Here is a 19,926-nt window from a genome sequence, read left to right on the forward strand (position 1 = left end):
GAAAGCATCAGGAGGGTCATCGACTTTCATTTCACAGCCTTGCTCAAATAGAAAGCGCAATAAAAAAGGAACAACAGGCATTTGCCCATCGTTCCTTTTCCTTTTTCCCATCTGACTTGAGTCGTCAGGCTTCCTTACTCTTTAGAGCGCATGTGAGGGAACAACAGCACGTCGCGGATCGACGGCGAATTGGTAAGCAGCATCACCAGACGGTCGATACCGATACCCAGTCCGCCTGTTGGCGGCATGCCGTATTCCAAAGCGCGGACGAAGTCATCATCCATCTCATGCGCTTCATCGTTGCCTTGTTCACGTTCGGTCAGCTGAGCTTCAAACCGTTGACGCTGATCAATAGGATCGTTCAGCTCGGTGAAGGCATTGGCATGCTCGCGCGCTACGATAAACAGCTCGAAACGGTCTGTAAAGCGCGGATCCTCGGCGTTCTTCTTCGCAAGCGGAGAGATTTCAACCGGGTGGCCGGTAATAAATGTAGGCTGGATCAGCGTTTCCTCAACAAACTGCTCAAAGAAAGCATTTAGAATATGGCCGAAGGTCATATGTTTTTCAACCGGAACTTTGTGTTCCGCCGCCAGGCGGTGTGCTTCTTCATTGGTCATTTGCACGCCAAAGTCTACGCCGGTTACTTCCTTAACCGCATCCACCATGGATACACGTCTCCACTGTGGTTTAAGATCCACAACATGACCCTGATATTCAATCGTCTGCGTGCCGAGCACTTCCTCAGCAATGTGGGCGACCATATTTTCTGTCAAAGCCATGATATCTTTGTAGTCGGCATAAGCTTCATACAGCTCAATCATGGTGAACTCAGGGTTATGGCGCGTCGAAATTCCTTCATTCCGGTAAACCCGGCCAATCTCGTACACTTTCTCAAGGCCGCCGACGATCAGACGCTTCAGATGAAGCTCAATCGCAATCCGCATGTACAGCTCCATGTCCAGCGCGTTATGGTGCGTAATGAACGGGCGAGCCGCAGCACCGCCTGCAATGTTGTGCAGGGTAGGCGTCTCCACTTCCAAATAGCCCAGCGAATCCAGATAACGGCGCATGGACTGAATAATGCGGGAACGGGTAATGAAGGTCTGCTGAACTTCCGGATTGATGATCAGATCGACATAACGCTGGCGGTAACGCAGCTCCACGTCTTTCAGACCATGATATTTGTCCGGCAGCGGATACAGCGATTTGGACAGCAGCTCAAGGCTGTGTACTTTAACCGTTGTCTCACCGGTCTTCGTCTTGAACACTTCACCGCTGACGCCTACGATATCGCCAAGGTCAAGCAGGTCAAACACATTGTATTCCACTTCGGAAACGGTATCTTTACGGACGTAAATCTGAATTTTGCCGCTAAGGTCCTGAATATGAGCAAAGCTGGCTTTACCCATCGTACGTTTAGCCATAATACGGCCGGCCAGCTTGACGGATACCTTCTTCTCTTCCAGCTCTTCTTTGGTCATCCCGTCATAAACCTTCAGGATATCCCCGGCGTTATGCGTGCGTTCGAATTTCTTGCCGAAAGGGTCTACGCCCATTCCGCGGAGCTCGTCCAATTTGTCGCGTCTGATTTGCAGCAGTTCGCTGACCTCAAGCTCTGAAGCTGCATGTTCCTGGCTTACATTTTCTTCAGTCATTCCTGATTTCAACTCCTTAATTTCGTCCTAACCTGAAGGTCTAACCTAGCACCTCTTACAAAAAAACAGGGAAAGAAGCTTCCGAAGGGAAGCTTCTTGATGAAAAAGAAAAAATCTTATTTCTTGATATCAATAATCTTGTATTGAATCGTGCCGGCCGGAACAGCTACGTCCACGACAGCGCCTTTAGCTTTGCCAAGAATCGCTTTGCCGACAGGGCTTTCATTCGAAATTTTATTTTGCAGCGGGTCGGACTCGGCCGTACCAACGATGACATATTCCATTTTGTCGCCGAATTCAAGATCTTCAACAACAACGGTTACCCCTACGCTTACAATATCGGTATCTATATCATCATTGCTGATAATGCGTGCGTTGCGAAGCATTTTCTCCAGCGTCAAAATCCGGCCTTCAATAAACGCCTGTTCATTCTTAGCGTCTTCGTATTCCGAATTCTCACTAATATCGCCGTAGCCGATCGCCACTTTGATCCGTTCCGCCACTTCGCGGCGTTTCACGGATTTCAAATTTTCAAGCTCTTCTTCAAGTCTCTTTAGACCATCCTGGGTTAAAATAACTTCTTTATCGCTCATCTCAACCGATTCTCCTGTCATGGAAAAAATTTTCGCCTTCTGCACCCCAGGTGCCAGGCCTCTTGGACAAGAGCCTATTCATCGAGGAGGCAGCAAGCACCAAAGACCGGTGCCGGCCGTGAAGTAATCACGTATCATTTGAGAATATCATATGCAATGATGCAGGGATGAGAACGCACTCACCCCTATGGAAGTAATCTCCAAATGGCGAATTTATACTGAGAAATTATAGGTTAACCCATGCCAAATGTCAATGACACGTAAAATGAAAACGGCATGTTCATAACCATGTAAATTCAGGAAATAGGCGTGGTTTTAAACCACCTGCATTTTATCTTCGCCGGCTTCCTGCAGCTTAGCTACGAATTCCTTCAAAATGCGCTCCATTTCATCCCGTTTCGTCTCTTCCATGATCAGGTCCTTGATACGGGAACCGCCCTTGAGCCCTTTCAGGTACCAAGCGATGTGCTTGCGCATCTCCCGGACTGCGACGTACTCTCCGCGAAGAGCGACCAGCCGGTCCATATGCAGAATGGCAATGCGGATCTTCTCTGCGGCATCCGGTTCCGGCATCAGCACGCCGCTCTTCAGATATTCAATCGTACGGTACAGCATCCAAGGGTTGCCAAGCGCACCGCGTCCGATCATGACACCGTCGCAGCCTGTCTCATCCAGCATCCGGCGGGCATCCTCCGGCGTGGCCACGTCACCGTTGCCAATGATCGGAATGGATACAGCCTCTTTAGCCTGCTTGATGTAGCTCCAGTCGGCTTTTCCCGTGTAGTGCTGCTCCCGGGTACGGCCGTGGATGCTGACGGCTTTGCCGCCCGCAGCTTCGACCGCTTTAACGTTGTCCAGGACATAAATATGGTCATGATCCCAGCCGATACGCATCTTGACGGTAACCGGCTTTTGAACGGCGGCTACAACAGCCGCGACCATTTCATTGATTTTGTTTGGATCCAGCAGCCAGCGGGCTCCTGCGTCAGCTTTTGTCACTTTAGGCGCAGGGCAGCCCATGTTGATATCGATGATATCCGCATTGGTTTCCTGGTCCACCACTTTGGCCGCTTCTACTAGGGAGTCTTTGTCCCCGCCAAAAATCTGAAGGCTGAGCGGCTTCTCCCGCTCATCCACAAACAGCATTTCGCGCGTGCGTTCGTTGCCGTGCACAATCGCTTTGCCGCTGACCATCTCGGCACAAACCAAGCCGGTTCCGAATTCCTTGGCGATCAGGCGGAAAGCCGGGTTGCAGACGCCGGCCATCGGTGCAAGCACAACCTCGTTTTTCATTTCAATATCGCCAATCTTCAGCACTTCTGCTCACCTCTTGTTCTTCAATCCTTTAAATTCTGGTGGTCCTGACAAAATTACGCATTCTGATCTTTAAGCTCGGCTACTGAAATTCCCAAAGCCTCTGCAATTTTAGTTAAAATTTGATCTTCCGCACGGCGGTTGCCGCGTTCTACTGCTCCAAGAACCGCGAGCGATATGCCGGTTTCTGCGGCAAGCTGAGCCTGTGTGTATCCTTTTAGTTTTCTGAAGGCGCGGATGCGCTGCGCCAGGTGCACGTTTTCCACAAGCAAATTCCTTTCTTCTCCGGGAGCCGCTCCAATGCGTCATGAAGACTGTCTCGGAGGCCTTTCACGTTCTCGCTGTCCTCGGATCCAACGATGTCTTTCATCGGAACGAGCACAAACGCACGCTCCATCATCCGGGGATGGGGAAGCGTCAATTCCGGGGTATCGAGCGTCAGTCCGTCCATCCAGAGCAAATCCAGATCAACCGTGCGCGGACCCCATCTGATGTTCCTCTCCCGGCCCAGCTGCTGCTCGGTCTCCAGCATAAAGCGCAGCAGCTCCAGCGGCGTCAGACCCGTTCTGACCGAAATGGCCATGTTGACGAAATCCGGCTGATCCAGGTAGCCGACCGGCTCCGTTTCGTAGAGATTGGAACAGCGGGTAACCGTGATGTCCGGGTGAAGGTCCAGCCTGCGGATGGCCTCCATCAAGGTTGCTTCGCGGTCGCCAAGGTTGGCCCCCAATGCTATAAAAGCCTCTGACAGCTCAGAGGACGTGTGATCATTCATCATTTAGGCTCACTTTCTTGTTCTAAACAGCTCGACCGTCACGCCTTCGAAATGAATATCAAACGGCGGATGCGGTTTGGTCAGTTTCACCGTCAAAGCATCTATAACAGTATAAGTGTCCAGCAGATCGGATGCAATATGCTCGGCAAGCGCCTCAATGAGCTTGAAGCTTTTTTTCTCCACAATAGCTTTAACCCGTTCGTGAATTTCGGCATAATTTACCGTTTTGGACAAGTCATCGGATACGCCGGCCTCCCGAAGATCCATCTGCAGCTCCAGATCCACGTAGAAACGCTGGCCCAGCTTTCTCTCCTCTTCAAACACTCCGTGATATCCGTAATATTCCATACGCCGAAGCACCATTTTATCCATAGGCTGCGCCTCCTTGAAAAATTTATTGTATCCATCCGAATCTATTTATTACCCAAAAAACTTCCCGCCTAAGCTCCTATCAGCCAAACAGCATAGCATCGCACATCGCCGCCGTTTGTTTGATCTCCTTCACGTCATGGACGCGTACAATCTGGCAGCCCTGCGCAATGCCAAGCGCTACAGTGGCTGCTGTGCCCATCACCGTCTGTTCGACGGAAACGTCCAGCGCGGTGCGGATGAATCTTTTGCGGGAGGTGCCCAGCAGCAGCGGATAACCCAGCTCCATCAGCTTGTCCAGCGAACGCATCGCTTCAAGATTGTGGGCATAGGTTTTGGCAAAGCCGATCCCCGGGTCCAATATAATCTGCTCCTGCCTTACTCCCGCCTGAAGCGCCAAATCAACACTTTCCTTAAGGTCGGCCATCATATCCTCAATCAGGCTGTTATAGTCCATATTATCCCGGTTATGCATCAGAATAACGGGACATCCGAACTCGGCGGCCACCTTGGCCATCAGCGGATCCTGCTTAAACCCCCAAATATCATTAATGATATGAGCCCCCGCCAGCAGCGACTGTCTGGCAACTTCAGCTTTATAAGTGTCTACGGAAATAGGGCTATGGGGCGCTGCCCGATGAACGGCTTCGACAACCGGAATCACGCGGCGCAGCTCCTCCTCCATGCTTACGCTTTCATGGCCTGGCCGTGTGGATTCCCCGCCAATATCAATGATATCGGCCCCGTCCCGGATCATCTCCAGTGCATGAGCAGCAGCTTGCTCCGCCTCCTGATAACGTCCCCCATCGGAAAAAGAATCCGGTGTGGCATTTAAAATGCCCATCACCAAAGTGCGCGATCCCAGCTCAAAACTGGCCGGTCCGCAGTCATATTTTCGTTTATAATGGATCGGATTCACTTGTATTCTCCTCCTGTCAGATTACCGTAAGCGCTGCGGTAAAGCTCAAGCAGCTTGCGGGTAAGCGTGCCCGCCTTGCCGCCGCTCACCTCAAAGGACGTCCCGTTTGTCCCAATTATCCTCGTGACCGGCACCAGCTCCTGAACCGAATTGGTCAACAGGACCTCCTCGGCTGCAGACAACAGCTCCAAACCAAACTGCCCTTCGACCACCTCGATCCCCAGTTCGCCAGCGTGCCGGATCACCTGACGACGGGTAATGCCCGGCAGGATACCGCTATCAATGGAAGGCGTGTACAGCTTGGAGTCCGCCAGGGCGAACAAATTGCTGACAATCCCTTCGGCGAGCTTCCCATCTCTGGTAAGCATCAGACCTTCAGCCGGGAGCCGGTCCGGGTTAGCAGCCATCCCAAAACGGGCTTCCTTCTCCATCAGCTCCTGCTTGGCCAATAAATTATTCATGTAATGCAGGGATTTAAGCCGTACCGGGCCCTCGGGCGTATTACGCGGAGTATCCAGGACATACATCGCTTTCCCCTTTGTATAAAGCTCCGCAGACAGCGGCGGCAAGGGTTTGACGTAAACAACCTCGGCTGCCTGCTTATAGGGCTCACCAGGCAGGCCTAAAGGCGCCTCCCCTGCGGTAACCGTATAACGAATATAAGCCTCCTGCAGCCTGTTGGCTTCCATCAGGCGCTGGATCAGTCCGGCAATCCGGACTTCATCCAGATCCGCCGGGATTCCGATTGCCAGGCAGCTTTCGTGCAGCCTGTCCAAATGCGCCTTCAGCAAAAAAGGAATACCGCCGTAAGTCCGAAAAGTTTCAAACAAGCCCATTCCGTACAAAAAGCCATGATCCATAACGGATACCATGGCTTCGCCTGCCGGCACAATTCTTCCATTTACTCCAAGATAATTCATGCACTCGCTTCTTTCTTGGTCCGCTTCAGGAAGTTGCGCAGAATCTCGTAGCCGTGATCGGTCACGATAGATTCAGGGTGAAACTGAACTCCTTCAACGTCGTACTCTTTATGCCGCAGGCCCATAATTTCCCCTTCCTGCGTTTCCGCCGTAATCTCCAGGCAATCCGGCAGAGTGCTGCGCTCGACCAGCAGCGAATGATACCGGGTAGCCGTGAACGGAGAGGGGAGGCCGGCAAAGACGGACTTTCCTTCGTGAAAGATAGGCGAGGTTTTACCGTGCATAAGACGCTCCGCCCGGATCACGTTCCCGCCAAACGCCTGGCCGATGGCTTGATGCCCCAGGCAGACGCCGAAGATCGGAATTTCTCCCTTAAAGCGTTCAATCAACGCCAGGCTGATTCCCGCTTCATTGGGCGTACACGGTCCCGGAGAAATCAGAATGTGATCAGGGCTCAGCTTCTCAATCCCCGCAAGATCAATCTCGTCGTTCCGTTTCACTACGACTTCCTCGCCCAGCTCTCCTAAATACTGCACCAGGTTGTAGGTAAAAGAATCATAATTATCAATCACTAATATCATCTAAGCTCAGCTCCTCTAGTCTCTGGCCGTAACTGCCGATACACGGCTTAGCTCGCTGTAGCGAACCGCCGTCCGTGCCGCACGGGCCTTATTCTCGCATTCTCTGTACTCTCTATACGGATCGGAGTCAATGACAACCCCGGCTCCGGTCTGGATATGGCCATAACCGTCTTGTACAATCATAGTCCTGATGACAATATTTAAGTCCATATTTCCCTGATAGTCAATCCATCCGATCGAACCCGTATATGGTCCCCTCGTTACCGGTTCAAGCTCCTCAATGATTTCCATTGTCCGAACCTTGGGCGCGCCGGTAATCGTCCCGCCCGGAAAAGCGGCAGCAATAAGATCAAACAAGCTGTGCCCCTGTCCGAGTTCTCCCTCCACCTGCGAAACGAGATGCATGACATGAGAATAATATTCCACCTTCAGCAGTTCACTGACCTTAACCGTGCCATATGCAGCTACCCGGCCAAGATCGTTGCGTTCAAGATCAACAAGCATAATATGCTCGGCTCGTTCCTTCTCGCTTCCCAGCAGCTCGGCCGCCATGGCCGCATCTTCCTCGGCGTCTCTTCCCCGTCTCCGGGTTCCCGCGATCGGCCTTGCCCCCATTTGACCATCATGAAGACTGACCAGCAGCTCCGGAGAACCGGAGACCAGCTGAAACTCCGGGAACCGAAGCAGCCCCATATAAGGAGAAGGATTGACGATTCTGAACCATTCGTATAATTCCTCTGCAGAGGCCTGCAGCCTGCGCTGACGACGCATCGACAGGTTAACCTGAAATACATCTCCTGCGGCGATATAAGCCTGTATACGATGGACTGCAGCCTCGAATTCAGCCTGGCCGAACGAGGTCGTCCAGCCTTCTTCAGCCATCGGCGTACTTAGATCCCACTCCGGCGGAGAAGCCGCAAGCTGACGGCGGCTGCGGTTCACTTCCGAGTTCTCGGCTTGGCTGACAAGCTGCTCCCAATCGTCCAGCATCGCTTCGGCCCTGTTTATGGCCTGCTTGTAAAGCTGCTCCAGACGCAGCAAAACGGATGTTGAATCTTCCTGCAGAAGTTGGCCCCTTCCAGAAACGGGCACATGGATCAAAGCGTACACCTCTGCGGCCTCATGATCATAAATCCAGACCTCCTCCATCCGCATCCAGATATAATCATCCAGCTGCAGATCATCTTCGGCCTGCTGCGGAAGCTTCTCCAGGGAACGAGCAACATCGTAGCTTAGATATCCGACAAACCCTCCGCCGAATTTGGGCAGCCCTTTCAGCGCCGGAGCCCGGTAAGGGCGCATCCAGTTCTCCAGTACCTGGAGAGGTTGGCCCGACAAAACCTGCTTTTCGTTTTTTTCCACGTGAAACAATTCGGCGGAATCTCCTTTACCGCGCAGCACCTCTACGGGATGCGTCCCTGCCACCGTATATCGTCCGTCTTTGCCGCTCTCCAGCACAAAGGAATAAGGAGAAGCCGATTCCCACAGGCTTTCCCAGCTTTGCGGAAGCCGCCCGCCCGGCCGTTTAACGGCAACGGGAAGCAGGCTCCAGCCTTCTTCATACCCGCTTTTCCATTGATCCCATGTTGTTAGCACCGTGCCCATTTCGTCCTCCATCAACCCATTTCCTCGTCCTATTATTGTCTGCTAGTATACTAAACCGCTCCCGCCTTGACCAGCACTAATCCACCCTTTATAAAAAAACAACCCCGCCGCTCCTTTACAGGAACAGCGGGGCTGTATAAGAACGTTAACCTTAACCTTCGAAGTTATAAAGCGGAGTGCTCAGGTAGCGTTCGCCGTTACTTGGAATAATGGCAACAACACGTTTGCCTTTGCCCAGCTCTTTAGCGACCTTCAGCGCGGCGAATACGGCAGCACCCGAAGAGATACCTGTCAAAAGGCCTTCTTGTTTAGCGACGATACGCGCCTGCTCAAACGCTTCTTCATTCTCCACGTGAATGATTTCATCATAAATCTCACGGTTCAGAATTTCAGGGATGAAGTTGGCGCCAAGACCCTGAATTTTGTGAGGGCCTGGTTTGCCGCCTGCCAGGATTGGGGAAGCTGCAGGTTCAACCGCATAGATCTTGATGCCCGGGAAGTTCTGCTTCAGCACTTCGCCTGCGCCGGAAATCGTACCGCCTGTACCGATACCCGCTACAAATGCATCCAGCTTGCCGTCCAGGGAGTTGATGGCTTCCACGATTTCCGGACCTGTAGTTTCGCGGTGAATCTTCACATTGGCCTGGTTGCGGAATTGGTCAGCCAGAAAATAATCCGGATTCTCGGCCAAAATTTCCTCCGCTTTCTTAACAGCCCCGTTCATGCCTTCCGATCCCGGAGTCAGCACCAGCTCAGCACCGTAAGCGCGAAGCAGGTTGCGGCGTTCCATACTCATCGTCTCAGGCATGATAATGATCGCTTTGTAGCCCTTAGCGGCTGCTACAAGCGCAAGACCAATACCGGTGTTGCCGCTGGTGGCTTCCACAATCGTGCCGCCTGGCTTCAATTTGCCGGATTTCTCGGCTTCTTCCACAATGCTGTACGCAATCCGGTCTTTAACACTCAAACCCGGATTCTGATATTCCAGTTTCACGTAGATTTCAGCACTGTCTTCAGGAACCACACGGTTCAAACGGACAAGCGGAGTATTACCGATAAGTTCGAGTACGTTATTTACAACTTTAGCCATAATGCATACCTCCTCAAATAGAATAAAGTGTATTTCAAATAGGACTTCACTTGTTGGAAAAGCGGCAGGATTGCCGGTAAAGATTTAGCTGGCGCAGTGGAGAATTTTTTTATTTCCGAGTTAATAAGTAGGTATTTGTTACTATTATCTTAACAATCTTCGTTACTTCTTGTCAATAACAACTGATTCCCGGTGTGAACGGCTGAATGCTGCTTCACCGCTCAAAGAAAAGGCCTCGCTTCGTTAACGAAGGAGGCACTTAGCTTTTTTTCAGAAATAGAATTCACTGCTCTTGCGTCCTTACGCTTTCGCCTGCTCGAGCAGTTGTCTCATTTCATCTCCGCTGAACTGGTAAGCTTCGCGGCAGAAGTCACAAACTACCTCTGTAGACTCATCTTCTTCAATCAGACGTTGCAGTTCTTCTTCGCCGAGGCTGATAAGCGTACGCTCCACACGCTCGCGTGAACAGCTGCATTTGAAAGTGATGTCCATTTCGCTCATGATCTGCACGTCGGGCAAGAGCCAGCGCAGCATTTCTTCGACGCTCATGCCTTGCTCCAGCAGCGAGGTTACCGGCGGCATTTGTGCAACCGCCTGCTCGATCGTAGAGATTTCGCTATCTTCCAGACCCGGCAGCAGCTGAAGGATAAAACCTCCCGCTACAATGACTGAGTTGTCGGTATCGACCAGAACCCCCAGTCCAACGGCGGAAGGCGTCTGCTCGGACAAAGCAAAATAATAAGTGAAATCTTCGCCCAGCTCGCCCGAAATAATCGGTACGCTGCCCCGGTAAGGCTCCTTCAGGCCAAGATCCTTGGTGACATGAACGAACCCGGTAGTGCCGACAGCACCTGCCACATCAAGTTTGCCCAGGCTGTTAGCCGGCAGATGGACGTGAGGCTCATACACATACCCGCGGACCTCACCTTTTGCATTGGCATCCACAACGATTTGACCAAGCGGGCCGTCGCCTTTAACCTGGATCGTCAGTCTTTCCTCGCCCTTCAACATAGCTCCCATCATGGCGCCTGCCGTTAACGTACGGCCCAGGGCGGCAGTTGCCGTAGGATAAGTATCATGACGGGAACGAAGCTCCTCCACCAAAGCTGTTGTCCGCACCGCGAAAGCACGTACTTTGCCATCCATTGCGATTCCCCGGATTAACCGGTCTTTTTCCTGTTCCATTTGTACATGCCTCCTCGTTTCCAAAATTTCTTTATTCTATTATGCCCTCAGGCATTCCGCTCATAAATCAGTCTAAGGCCTTCAAGAGTCAGCATCGGGTTCACCTCGCCGATCGAAGCCGTTTCGCTGGCAATCAATTCAGCAAGCCCTCCTGTAGCTACCACTTTCAGTTCGGCGTCCATTTCCTTGGCTATTCGGCCGATAATCCCATCCACCTGTCCAGCATAACCAAAAATAATGCCCGACTGCATCGCATGAACCGTATTGCGTCCAATCACTTTCTTCGGCTTCTCGAGTTCAATGCGCGGAAGCTTGGAAGCCCGGAGATACAACGCTTCTGTAGAAATGCCGATACCCGGAACAATAGATCCGCCCAGATAGTTATTACCGGCATCTATACAATCAAAGGTAGTGGCCGTGCCAAAATCCACAACCACAAGCGGGCCTCCGCCATAAAGCTCCACAGCGGCCACCGCATTGACGATCCGGTCGGCTCCTACCTCGCGCGGGTTCTCATAACGAAGATTAAGTCCTGTCTTGATGCCCGGGCCCACGACTAGCGGCTTTTTCTTCAAATAGGTTTCACACATCCGCTCCAGCACATGCATCAGCGGCGGCACCACCGATGAAATGATAACTCCTTCTATATCCCGTACATCAATTTTGGACATTTGAAACAAGTTGAAAATTAACACGCCGTACTCATCCGTGGTAGCCTGGCGGTTGGTACTGACCCTGAAATGATGCAGGAGCTCCTGCTGCTCGTATATGCCCAATACGATGTTGGTGTTGCCTACATCGACCACAACAATCATGGCTTACCTCTCTTTCTTCGCGTTCAAGTCGAGGCTGATATCCAGATTTTCAAACGAATACGTTAATCGTCCGACAGAAATAAGGTCCACACCGGTCTCCGCAATCGAGCGGATCGTCTGCAGATTCACATTGCCGGAAGCCTCCACGCTGACGTGGGGAGCGGCCGCTTTTATTCGCTTAACAGCTTCACGCATCAGCTCGTTTGGCATATTGTCCAGCATAATAATATCAGCTCCTGCAGCCAAAGCCTCTTCGACCTGCTGCAGGTTCTCGGTCTCTACTTCTATCGTCATCGTATGCGGAATCTGGGCCCGCGCCCGGCTCACCGCCTGGGCAATGCCCCCCGCACCTTTGATATGGTTATCTTTAATCATAACGGCATCATATAAACCGAAACGGTGGTTATGCCCGCCGCCGGTACGAACCGCATATTTCTCCAGCATCCGGTGTCCGGGCGTTGTTTTCCGTGTGTCCACCAAACGGGCCGGCAGGCCTTCCAAGGCATCGACGTAAGTTCTTGTACGCGTAGCAATGCCGGATAAGCGCTGCATGAGATTCAAAGCCAGACGTTCCCCGGTCAGGATACTGTGCGTGCTGCCCTCTACGATAGCCAGTATAGTTCCCTTCGAGACTTTGTCCCCATCCTGAACCTTCGGTGTAAAAATCAAACTCGGATCCACAATTTCAAAGACAAGTCCGGCGATTGGCATGCCGGCAATGATCCCCTCATCTTTAGCATGAATAATGCCTGTGGACTGCTCCCCGGGCGCAATCGTAGCTTGCGTGCTGATATCTCCGGAACCCACATCTTCCCTCAGCCAGCCTTTAATGGACTCGACCAGAGCTTCATTATAACCATTTAGAATCATAAGCTTTGTACCTCCAGCAGTTGTTGATCGCGGCGGCACAGCTGATGTTGGCGCCACTTCTCATCATTTCGTTCCGGGAAGTCTTCCCGGTAATGTCCCCCACGGCTTTCCTCGCGCTGCAGCGCCATCTCCGCTATAAGAAGGGACGAAGTGAGCATATTGGCAAATTCCAGCTGCTCAGCGGTCACCAGTTTGGCCTGAAAAATCCCCAGCTCACGCTTCAGCTCCTCCAGCCCTTCCTGCAAAAGCTCGCCAGTCCGGCGAAGTCCGACCTTGCGGACCATCGTCTTCTGCAGCTTGAGCTTTCGCTCGGCAAGGTCCCGGGCGGGCTGAGCCGTGCGGGTTTCATCGTAGCCGGTGCAAACCTGCTCCGGCAGAACCTCGAGCTTCTGTATCCGCTTAACGATACGGGAACCAAACACCAGCGCTTCCGATAACGAATTGCTGGCCAGGCGGTTGGCACCGTGTACTCCCGTCGAGGAAACCTCTCCACAGGCAAATAACCTTGGAATATTCGTCTCCCCATCCAGGTTGGTCCGAACGCCCCCCATCATATAATGCGCAGCCGGAGCCACAGGAATCCAGTCTGTGGTCATATCGAGGCCATAACTTAAACAGGTTTCATAGATGGTAGGGAAACGATGCCGGATCACCTCCGGCTTCTCGTGCGTAATATCCAAATAAACCATATTGGCATGCGTTTGTTCCATTTCACTTACAATCGCCCGCGCTACTACATCACGTGGTGCCAGCTCAAGCTGAGGATGGTATTTCTCCATAAAACGTTCCCCGCGACTGTTGCGCAGCACCGCTCCTTCGCCCCGCACAGCCTCTGAGATCAGAAACCGGGGAGCTCCCGCATAACAAAGAGCTGTAGGATGAAACTGAATAAACTCGGCATCCCGAATAACGGCCCCTGCGCGATAAGCCATAGCCAGTCCATCGGCCGTAGCGACTTCGGGGTTGGTCGTATAACGATACAGCTGGCCAGCCCCGCCCGAGCATAAAACAACCGCCGTGCTCTGCAAATAAATCCGGTCGCCGTCCGGACGCTGAACCAGCACCCCGCGACAGCCCAGCTCATCCTGCACGAGGTCAATCACATAATGATGTTCGAGAAGTTTAATATTGGCATGGTTCCTTGCTTTGCCGGCGAGCGCACGAACAATTTCAAATCCGGTCGCATCCCCGTGCGCATGCAGAATCCGGCGGTGGCTATGCGCCCCTTCTTTCGTCAAGGCCAGCCTGCCGCCCTCCACATCGAACTCGGCACCAAGAGCCATCAGCTCGTGAACCGCGGCGGGTCCTTCTTCTGCCAACACCTGCACGGCCTCCGGACGGCATAAGCCAGCTCCGGCCACCAGGGTGTCCTGCATATGCTCGGCTGTTGAATCCTCCTCCGACATAACCGCAGCGATGCCGCCTTGCGCGTATCGGGTGTTGCTCTCCATCAGCTCTTTCTTCGTAATCAAGGTTACCTTACGGGTCTCGGCTGCCTTCAAAGCGGTGAACAAACCGGCAATTCCAGATCCGATAATGACGACATCGGTGTAAGCCGACGGCATTGTCTTCAAATCAAAATCGACCAAATATTGCGGTATCATAGCCTTCACCTATCTAAACAAGAGAGTAGCGCATGCTACTGAACTTGTAACATGCGCTCTAGGGATGTTCTGGCCTTGTCGGCAACCTCGGTTGGAACGTAAATCTGCGGCTGCATGGTCTCGAGACATTTGACCAGCTTCTTCAGGTTGTTGACTTTCATATTCGGACAAACCAGAAATTTGGTGGCAAAAATAAATTCCTTGTCCGGGCTGTCCAGACGGAGCTGGTAGCCGGTTCCGTCTTCCGTGCCGACGATAAACCGTTTGGCAGGGGAATTTTTGCAATAATCCAGGATTGCTGTAGTGCTGCCAACAAAGTCGCCCATCGCGACCACTTCGGGCCGGCATTCCGGGTGTACGACAAATTCGGCATCCGGGTATTTGGCTTTCATCTCCATGACATGTTTGACCGTCAGCATATCATGAGTGTTGCAGTAGCCTTCCCAAATGATCATTTTCTTATCTGTATGCTGCTGGACGTAATGACCGAGATTCTTATCCGGCACCCAAATGATTTCTTCCGCATCCAGCGACTGGATCACCTTAACGGCGTTGGATGAGGTGCAGCATATATCGGTTTCCGCTTTGATTTCGGCTGAAGAGTTAATGTAGGTGACAACCTTGGCATTGGGATGCTGGGCTTTCAGCTTGCGAAGACCATCCACATTGACCATGTCGGCCATTGGACAGCCGGCGCGTTCATCCGGAATCAATACCGTTTTGTTCGGGGCCAGAATTTTGGCGCTTTCTCCCATGAAATGAACCCCGCAAAACACAATGACCTCAGCATCGGTTGCTGCGGCTTTCTGGGCAAGGAGAAAGGAATCCCCTCTGAAGTCAGCGACCTCTTGTATTTCATCACGCTGATAATAATGAGCGAGTATAATGGCATTGCGTTCTTTCTTTAAACGAAGAAGCTTCTCTCGCAGCTCGCGGTTCTGTTCCGCTTTCCGCTCCAAAGCTAATGCTTCCACCTTGGTTCCCCCCCAAACTCTCGCAGCACAAGCCGCCGCGGCGTTCATAATAAGCTATAAATTAAGTTTCATAGACAATGTCTTCATTGATAACAACTAATTTACACAACGTTAGTGCCTCTGTCAATGAATACAGCGGCTGTAACAGCCCTGGAAGCTGCCCGATTCTAACCGCTTTAAAGGTAAATATCGTGTCCAAAAAGGGTTTGTTCCACGCGTCAGATAAGGGTCTAAGCGCCTGGCCCCACAATCAGCCTCAGTGAAGGTTTAAAAAGGATACCGTTTGCAGTATCGAAAAAAAAGACTGCCTTTAAAGGAAATCCTCTAAAGGCAGTCTCTATTTATTTCACTTTGATCAAACGCTGCGGTTGCCGCCGCCGTTTGGATCCTCATCTTTATGACCATCCTCGGACGGACCTGTTGGAAGATCTTTTACCGTACCATCAGGGGTATCCAACGGAATATCACGGGAAGGCTCGCCTTCGCCCGGCAGGTTGTTCGGAATATCACCCTGAGGAATATTCGGTTCCGTACCTTCTTTACCTTGAATGCGGACTTTAACGTCACCGACATTATCGATGATTGGGGTACCGGATTCATCGCCGCCATTATGGCTGCCGCCGTCATCATTGTTACCTTCCTCGATGCGGCCGTTCTCGATCAATTGCTTGATATCTTCAAGCTCAAGTGTTTCACGCTCAAGCAGCGTTTCGGCGATTAGGTGCACTTCTTTGGAGTGTTCGGTCAGAAGCTGACGACAGCGCTCGTAACATTCCGTGATGAAACGCTGCATCTCCTGATCGATCTCATAAGCGATCTGATCACTATAGTTCTGCTCGTGGCCGATATCACGGCCCAGGAATACCTGGCCTTGGGAGGTTCCAAACTGCATCGGTCCAAGCTTATCACTCATACCGTATTCCACAATCATACTGCGGACAATGCTGGTCGCCTGCTGGAAGTCACTGTAGGCACCGGTTCCGATTTCACCGATAAACAATTCCTCCGCGACACGGCCGCCAAGCAAACCGGTAACGCGATCCAGCAGCTCCTGTTTGGTTACGAGTGTGCGGTCTTCCTTCGGCATCATGATGACGTATCCGCCAGCACGACCGCGAGGAATAATGGTTACCTTGTGAACCATGTCAGCGTGCTCCAAGAAGTAGCCGACAATAGTATGACCTGCTTCGTGGAAAGCCACAATCCGTTTCTCGCGGTCGCTGATCACGCGGCTGCGTTTCTCCGTACCTACGATGACGCGGTCGATCGCTTCGTCCACTTCGGTCATGGAAATATCTCTGCGGTTGCGTCTTGCCGCCAGGAGGGCTGCTTCGTTAAGCAGATTCTCCAGATCGGCTCCGGTGAAGCCGGTTGTACGCTTCGCGATGGTGTTCAGGTTGACGTTCTTGGTCAGCGGCTTGTTGCGCGCGTGGACTTTCAGCACCGCTTCGCGGCCTTTGACGTCTGGACGGTCAACCGTGATTTGACGGTCAAAGCGGCCCGGACGCAGCAGCGCAGGGTCAAGAATGTCAGGACGGTTAGTAGCCGCCACGATAATAATCCCTTCATTAGCGCCAAAGCCGTCCATTTCAACGAGCAACTGGTTGAGGGTCTGCTCGCGTTCGTCATGTCCGCCGCCGAGTCCGGCGCCGCGCTGACGACCTACAGCGTCAATTTCATCGATAAAGATAATACATGGGGCATTCTTCTTGGCATTCTCGAACAAGTCACGGACACGGGATGCGCCGACACCGACGAACATTTCCACGAAATCCGAACCTGAAATGCTGAAGAACGGTACGCCAGCTTCGCCTGCTACGGCTCTGGCTAGGAGTGTCTTACCTGTTCCCGGAGGACCTACAAGCAGTACCCCTTTCGGGATACGTGCCCCGACTGCCGAGAACTTACGAGGATCCTTCAAGAATTCAACAACTTCGACCAGTTCCTGTTTCTCTTCGTCTGCCCCCGCTACATCTTCAAAAGTAACCTTCTTCTTCTCTTCATTATATAAGCGGGCACGGCTCTTGCCGAAATTCATGACTTTGCCGCCGCCCCCCTGGGCTTGGTTGAACAGGAAGAAGAACAAAATAAACATAATCGCCAACGGAATAATGGAGGTCAGGAAAGTCAGCCAAATGCTTTCCCCTTCCATTGGCTTCATACTGAATTTAACGTTATTCTGCTGGGCCTTAATCGTTAATTCGCTTATGACCGCAGTATCATAAGGAACGTAGGTGGTAAAGTTTTTGGATTTATTATCCCCAATTTGCTCTCTGTATTTGCCGGTTACCCGATAGGTGTAGCCGTCAAATTGCGCGGTCATTTCCTCTACTTGATTCGCTGCAAGCTGCTGGCGCAGTTCATCATATCGAGGGGTATTTGCCGATTCATTACCGCCGCTTAGGAATTGGACAATGCCCACCACTACTAAGAAAAGTATCAAATAAAAACCAGAATTCCGGATGAACCGATTCATCCCCTACCTCCTCTCAAGACACATTAGTTATTTTACCATAGCCGTTGCGGCGTTCTCAACCGGACGGACCGGCGGTGCGGGCAAGGCTCCTAACGCCTTTGTCCTCAGGTTGTATAGACCTCTGGCTTCAGCACTCCGATGAAAGGGAGGTTGCGGTATTTCTCGGCGTAATCCAAACCATAGCCTACAACAAACTCGTCTGGCAATACAAAACCGGTGTAGTCTGCCTGGAGATCCGCCGTCCGGCGCGCCGGCTTGTCAAACAGCGTAACCACCACTGTCGATTTCGCTCCGCGGCGGCGAAGCACGTCAATCAGATAGGTCAACGTGAGTCCGCTGTCGATGATGTCTTCGACAATCAGCACGTCGCGGCCTTCAACGGAGGTATCCAGATCTTTAATAATCTTAACCACGCCGGAGGATTTAGTTGATGCTCCATAACTGGAGACAGCCATAAAATCAAGCTCGATCGGCACGGTGATCTCCTTCACCAAATCCGCCATAAAGATAAAGGCGCCCTTGAGCACGCAAATCACAAGCGGGTTCCGACCTTCGTATTCTTTGCTGAGGATGGCCCCCAATTCCGCTACCTTATCCTCAATTTCTTTCCGTGTGATGAGTACTTCTTGAATGTCATTCTGCAACTTAACGCGAACCTCCTAAAGTTATACTATGAATATCCGTCTCCACCCATGACCAGCCCGGCATTGCCGTCTTCGGCCTCCCAGCTCATCGCGATGACGGTTTCCGTGTCCGCCCGGACCCAAGCCGCATCCGAACGGCGGATGCCTGGAATCCAGAGAATCCGGCCCGCTGCATCCACAACCAAAGGAATTTTGTCACGCGAGGAAGGTGGAACCTTGTCATCAATAAAGATGTCTTTGACCTTCTTGCTTCCGTCGAGCCCCGCCACACGGAGGGTATCGCCCGGAAGCCGGGTACGTACGGTAAGCGGACAGGACAGCTCGTCCGCATCAAACAGAGCTTCGTCTTTGCTAAGCGGTTTCAATGCCTCTGGCACACGAGTTCTCTGCAGCTGCCGGATATGTAAAATCCGGCCTGTTCCCGGAACGGGGACAACAGCCGGCAAAACCTCCACCAGACATTGAAAAACGCCTTTATTCCCTGCCTCTTGATAAGCAAGGAAACTCAAGGTATCGTATTCCCGGCGGCAAATGGACCCGCCGCCCAAATCGATTCTCCACGTGGTCGGATGCTCTTGCAGCGCCCCGTGTCTAACCGCTTCAACCTTGGCAAAATCCGTTTCTTCCGTATTTAAAGGCAGATAAGTTAATATTAGTTTAATCAACCTCCGTTGTAAAGCGACATGTAGCCCGGCCAAAGAAGTACAGCTCAGGTTCAGGGCGCCGCTTCTGTCCCGGCTCACCAGCCGCTTCATCTGTTCTTCCGCGGCCACGTTCATAAAGTCGTCTTCACTTTCGGCGATGATCGCCATCCGGTTTAAAGATGGAACCAACTGACCATTATATTGCCCCAAAAAAGGAAGCACATCCAGCCTGATCGCATTTCTTGTGTACTTGTTGATCAGATTGCTGCTGTCTGTTACGAACTCAAGTCCGCTTTCCTGGCAGATCTGGACAAGGTCCGTCTTGTACATACGCAGCAGCGGACGGATAAGTTCCACATTTTTTTCCTCCCGTTTAAGACGCATTCCGCCAAGGCCGGTTAAGCCGCTGCCCCTGATCAGTTTCATGAGAATCGTCTCGGCTTGATCATCCCCGTGGTGAGCTAAAGCAACGGATCTGGCCCCGTATTCGCGTGCAACTCGGAATAGAAATTCATATCTCAATTTCCTCGCCGCTTCCTGGCTGCCTATGCCGTGTTCCTTCATATAAAGAGGCACATTAAATTCCGCAAGCTCAAACGGCCAGTCATATGACAAAGCCAAATGACGTACAAAATCGGCCTCTCCCGCCGATTCTGCCGGCCGAAATCCATGGTTCACATGGGCAACCACCAGCTTCAGACTCGTTTTCTCTTCGCGGGCAATATGGCTCAATATATGCAAAAGGGCCACAGAGTCCGGTCCTCCCGAAACTGCGACCACGATGACATCTCCAGGCGTCCATAAGCCGTTGTCCTGTGCGAGTTCTTTAACCTGCTGCACCGCTTGGTTTAGGTTCGGTTCCATCAGGCTTCCTTCTTTCTGTCTACTGTCCT

Annotated in this window: 20 protein-coding genes (1 of these 20 cut by a window edge); all 20 read right to left on the reverse strand. The window is 52.0% G+C overall.

Features of this window, described 5'->3' with window-relative positions:
- Positions 1-111 carry the 5' end (the start) of a hypothetical protein gene (locus AWM70_RS18665; RefSeq protein ID WP_068698915.1) on the reverse strand. Its footprint begins 153 nt before the window's first position, so only the first 111 of its 264 coding nucleotides appear in the window; the start codon lies at positions 109-111; the stop codon falls past the left edge of the window.
- Positions 112-134: 23 nt separating this feature from the next.
- Complete coding sequence (gene lysS / locus AWM70_RS18670; protein WP_068698917.1) at positions 135-1,655, reverse strand: lysine--tRNA ligase; 1,521 nt, start codon at positions 1,653-1,655, stop codon at positions 135-137.
- A 116-nt stretch (positions 1,656-1,771) separates the two neighbouring features.
- On the reverse strand, positions 1,772-2,248 hold the full coding sequence (gene greA, locus AWM70_RS18675) for a transcription elongation factor GreA (RefSeq protein WP_068700840.1): 477 nt from the start codon (positions 2,246-2,248) through the stop codon (positions 1,772-1,774).
- A gap of 315 nt (positions 2,249-2,563) precedes the next feature.
- A complete protein-coding gene (gene dusB / locus AWM70_RS18680) occupies positions 2,564-3,565 on the reverse strand; it encodes a tRNA dihydrouridine synthase DusB (RefSeq protein ID WP_068698918.1) in 1,002 nt (333 codons plus the stop codon).
- A 53-nt stretch (positions 3,566-3,618) separates the two neighbouring features.
- On the reverse strand, positions 3,619-3,828 hold the full coding sequence (locus AWM70_RS22970; RefSeq protein ID WP_083180423.1) for a helix-turn-helix domain-containing protein: 210 nt from the start codon (positions 3,826-3,828) through the stop codon (positions 3,619-3,621).
- Positions 3,780-4,337 carry a 2-amino-4-hydroxy-6-hydroxymethyldihydropteridine diphosphokinase gene (gene folK / locus AWM70_RS18685; RefSeq protein ID WP_068700841.1) on the reverse strand — a complete coding sequence of 186 codons (558 nt, stop codon included), beginning with the start codon at positions 4,335-4,337 and terminating at the stop codon, positions 3,780-3,782. Before folK ends, AWM70_RS22970 begins: the two co-directional genes overlap by 49 nt.
- A gap of 9 nt (positions 4,338-4,346) precedes the next feature.
- The gene (folB, locus tag AWM70_RS18690) at positions 4,347-4,709 is read right to left on the reverse strand and encodes a dihydroneopterin aldolase (RefSeq protein ID WP_068698922.1); all 363 of its coding nucleotides are present in this window, start codon (positions 4,707-4,709) and stop codon (positions 4,347-4,349) included.
- 79 nt (positions 4,710-4,788) lie between these two features.
- Positions 4,789-5,625, reverse strand: a complete 837-nt coding sequence (gene folP / locus AWM70_RS18695; protein ID WP_068698924.1) for a dihydropteroate synthase — start codon at positions 5,623-5,625, stop codon at positions 4,789-4,791.
- Complete coding sequence (locus AWM70_RS18700) at positions 5,622-6,545, reverse strand: aminotransferase class IV (protein WP_068698926.1); 924 nt, start codon at positions 6,543-6,545, stop codon at positions 5,622-5,624. The genes folP and AWM70_RS18700 overlap by 4 nt, the downstream gene beginning before the upstream one ends.
- On the reverse strand, positions 6,542-7,126 hold the full coding sequence (gene pabA, locus AWM70_RS18705) for an aminodeoxychorismate/anthranilate synthase component II (protein ID WP_068698928.1): 585 nt from the start codon (positions 7,124-7,126) through the stop codon (positions 6,542-6,544). The genes AWM70_RS18700 and pabA overlap by 4 nt, the downstream gene beginning before the upstream one ends.
- A gap of 15 nt (positions 7,127-7,141) precedes the next feature.
- Positions 7,142-8,731, reverse strand: coding sequence for an anthranilate synthase component I family protein (locus tag AWM70_RS18710; RefSeq protein ID WP_068700843.1), 1,590 nt, complete (start codon positions 8,729-8,731; stop codon positions 7,142-7,144).
- A 151-nt stretch (positions 8,732-8,882) separates the two neighbouring features.
- A complete protein-coding gene (cysK, locus tag AWM70_RS18715; protein WP_068698929.1) occupies positions 8,883-9,821 on the reverse strand; it encodes a cysteine synthase A in 939 nt (312 codons plus the stop codon).
- Positions 9,822-10,121: 300 nt separating this feature from the next.
- Positions 10,122-11,006, reverse strand: a complete 885-nt coding sequence (gene hslO, locus AWM70_RS18720) for an Hsp33 family molecular chaperone HslO (protein WP_068698932.1) — start codon at positions 11,004-11,006, stop codon at positions 10,122-10,124.
- A gap of 47 nt (positions 11,007-11,053) precedes the next feature.
- The gene (locus AWM70_RS18725) at positions 11,054-11,821 is read right to left on the reverse strand and encodes a type III pantothenate kinase (protein WP_068698934.1); all 768 of its coding nucleotides are present in this window, start codon (positions 11,819-11,821) and stop codon (positions 11,054-11,056) included.
- A 3-nt stretch (positions 11,822-11,824) separates the two neighbouring features.
- Positions 11,825-12,691, reverse strand: a complete 867-nt coding sequence (gene nadC / locus AWM70_RS18730; protein ID WP_068698937.1) for a carboxylating nicotinate-nucleotide diphosphorylase — start codon at positions 12,689-12,691, stop codon at positions 11,825-11,827.
- Positions 12,688-14,295 (reverse strand): L-aspartate oxidase, encoded by a 1,608-nt coding sequence (locus tag AWM70_RS18735; protein WP_068698939.1) that lies wholly within the window; start codon positions 14,293-14,295, stop codon positions 12,688-12,690. The genes nadC and AWM70_RS18735 overlap by 4 nt, the downstream gene beginning before the upstream one ends.
- A gap of 35 nt (positions 14,296-14,330) precedes the next feature.
- The gene (nadA, locus tag AWM70_RS18740; protein WP_068698941.1) at positions 14,331-15,269 is read right to left on the reverse strand and encodes a quinolinate synthase NadA; all 939 of its coding nucleotides are present in this window, start codon (positions 15,267-15,269) and stop codon (positions 14,331-14,333) included.
- Positions 15,270-15,624: 355 nt separating this feature from the next.
- Complete coding sequence (gene ftsH / locus AWM70_RS18745; RefSeq protein ID WP_068698943.1) at positions 15,625-17,745, reverse strand: ATP-dependent zinc metalloprotease FtsH; 2,121 nt, start codon at positions 17,743-17,745, stop codon at positions 15,625-15,627.
- 104 nt (positions 17,746-17,849) lie between these two features.
- Positions 17,850-18,389 carry a hypoxanthine phosphoribosyltransferase gene (hpt, locus tag AWM70_RS18750; RefSeq protein WP_068698945.1) on the reverse strand — a complete coding sequence of 180 codons (540 nt, stop codon included), beginning with the start codon at positions 18,387-18,389 and terminating at the stop codon, positions 17,850-17,852.
- 26 nt (positions 18,390-18,415) lie between these two features.
- Positions 18,416-19,897, reverse strand: coding sequence for a tRNA lysidine(34) synthetase TilS (gene tilS / locus AWM70_RS18755; RefSeq protein WP_068698948.1), 1,482 nt, complete (start codon positions 19,895-19,897; stop codon positions 18,416-18,418).
- Between the last annotated feature and the right edge of the window lie 29 nt (positions 19,898-19,926).

The sequence above is a fragment of the Paenibacillus yonginensis genome (assembly GCF_001685395.1).
GTDB classification, from domain to species: domain Bacteria; phylum Bacillota; class Bacilli; order Paenibacillales; family Paenibacillaceae; genus Fontibacillus; species Fontibacillus yonginensis.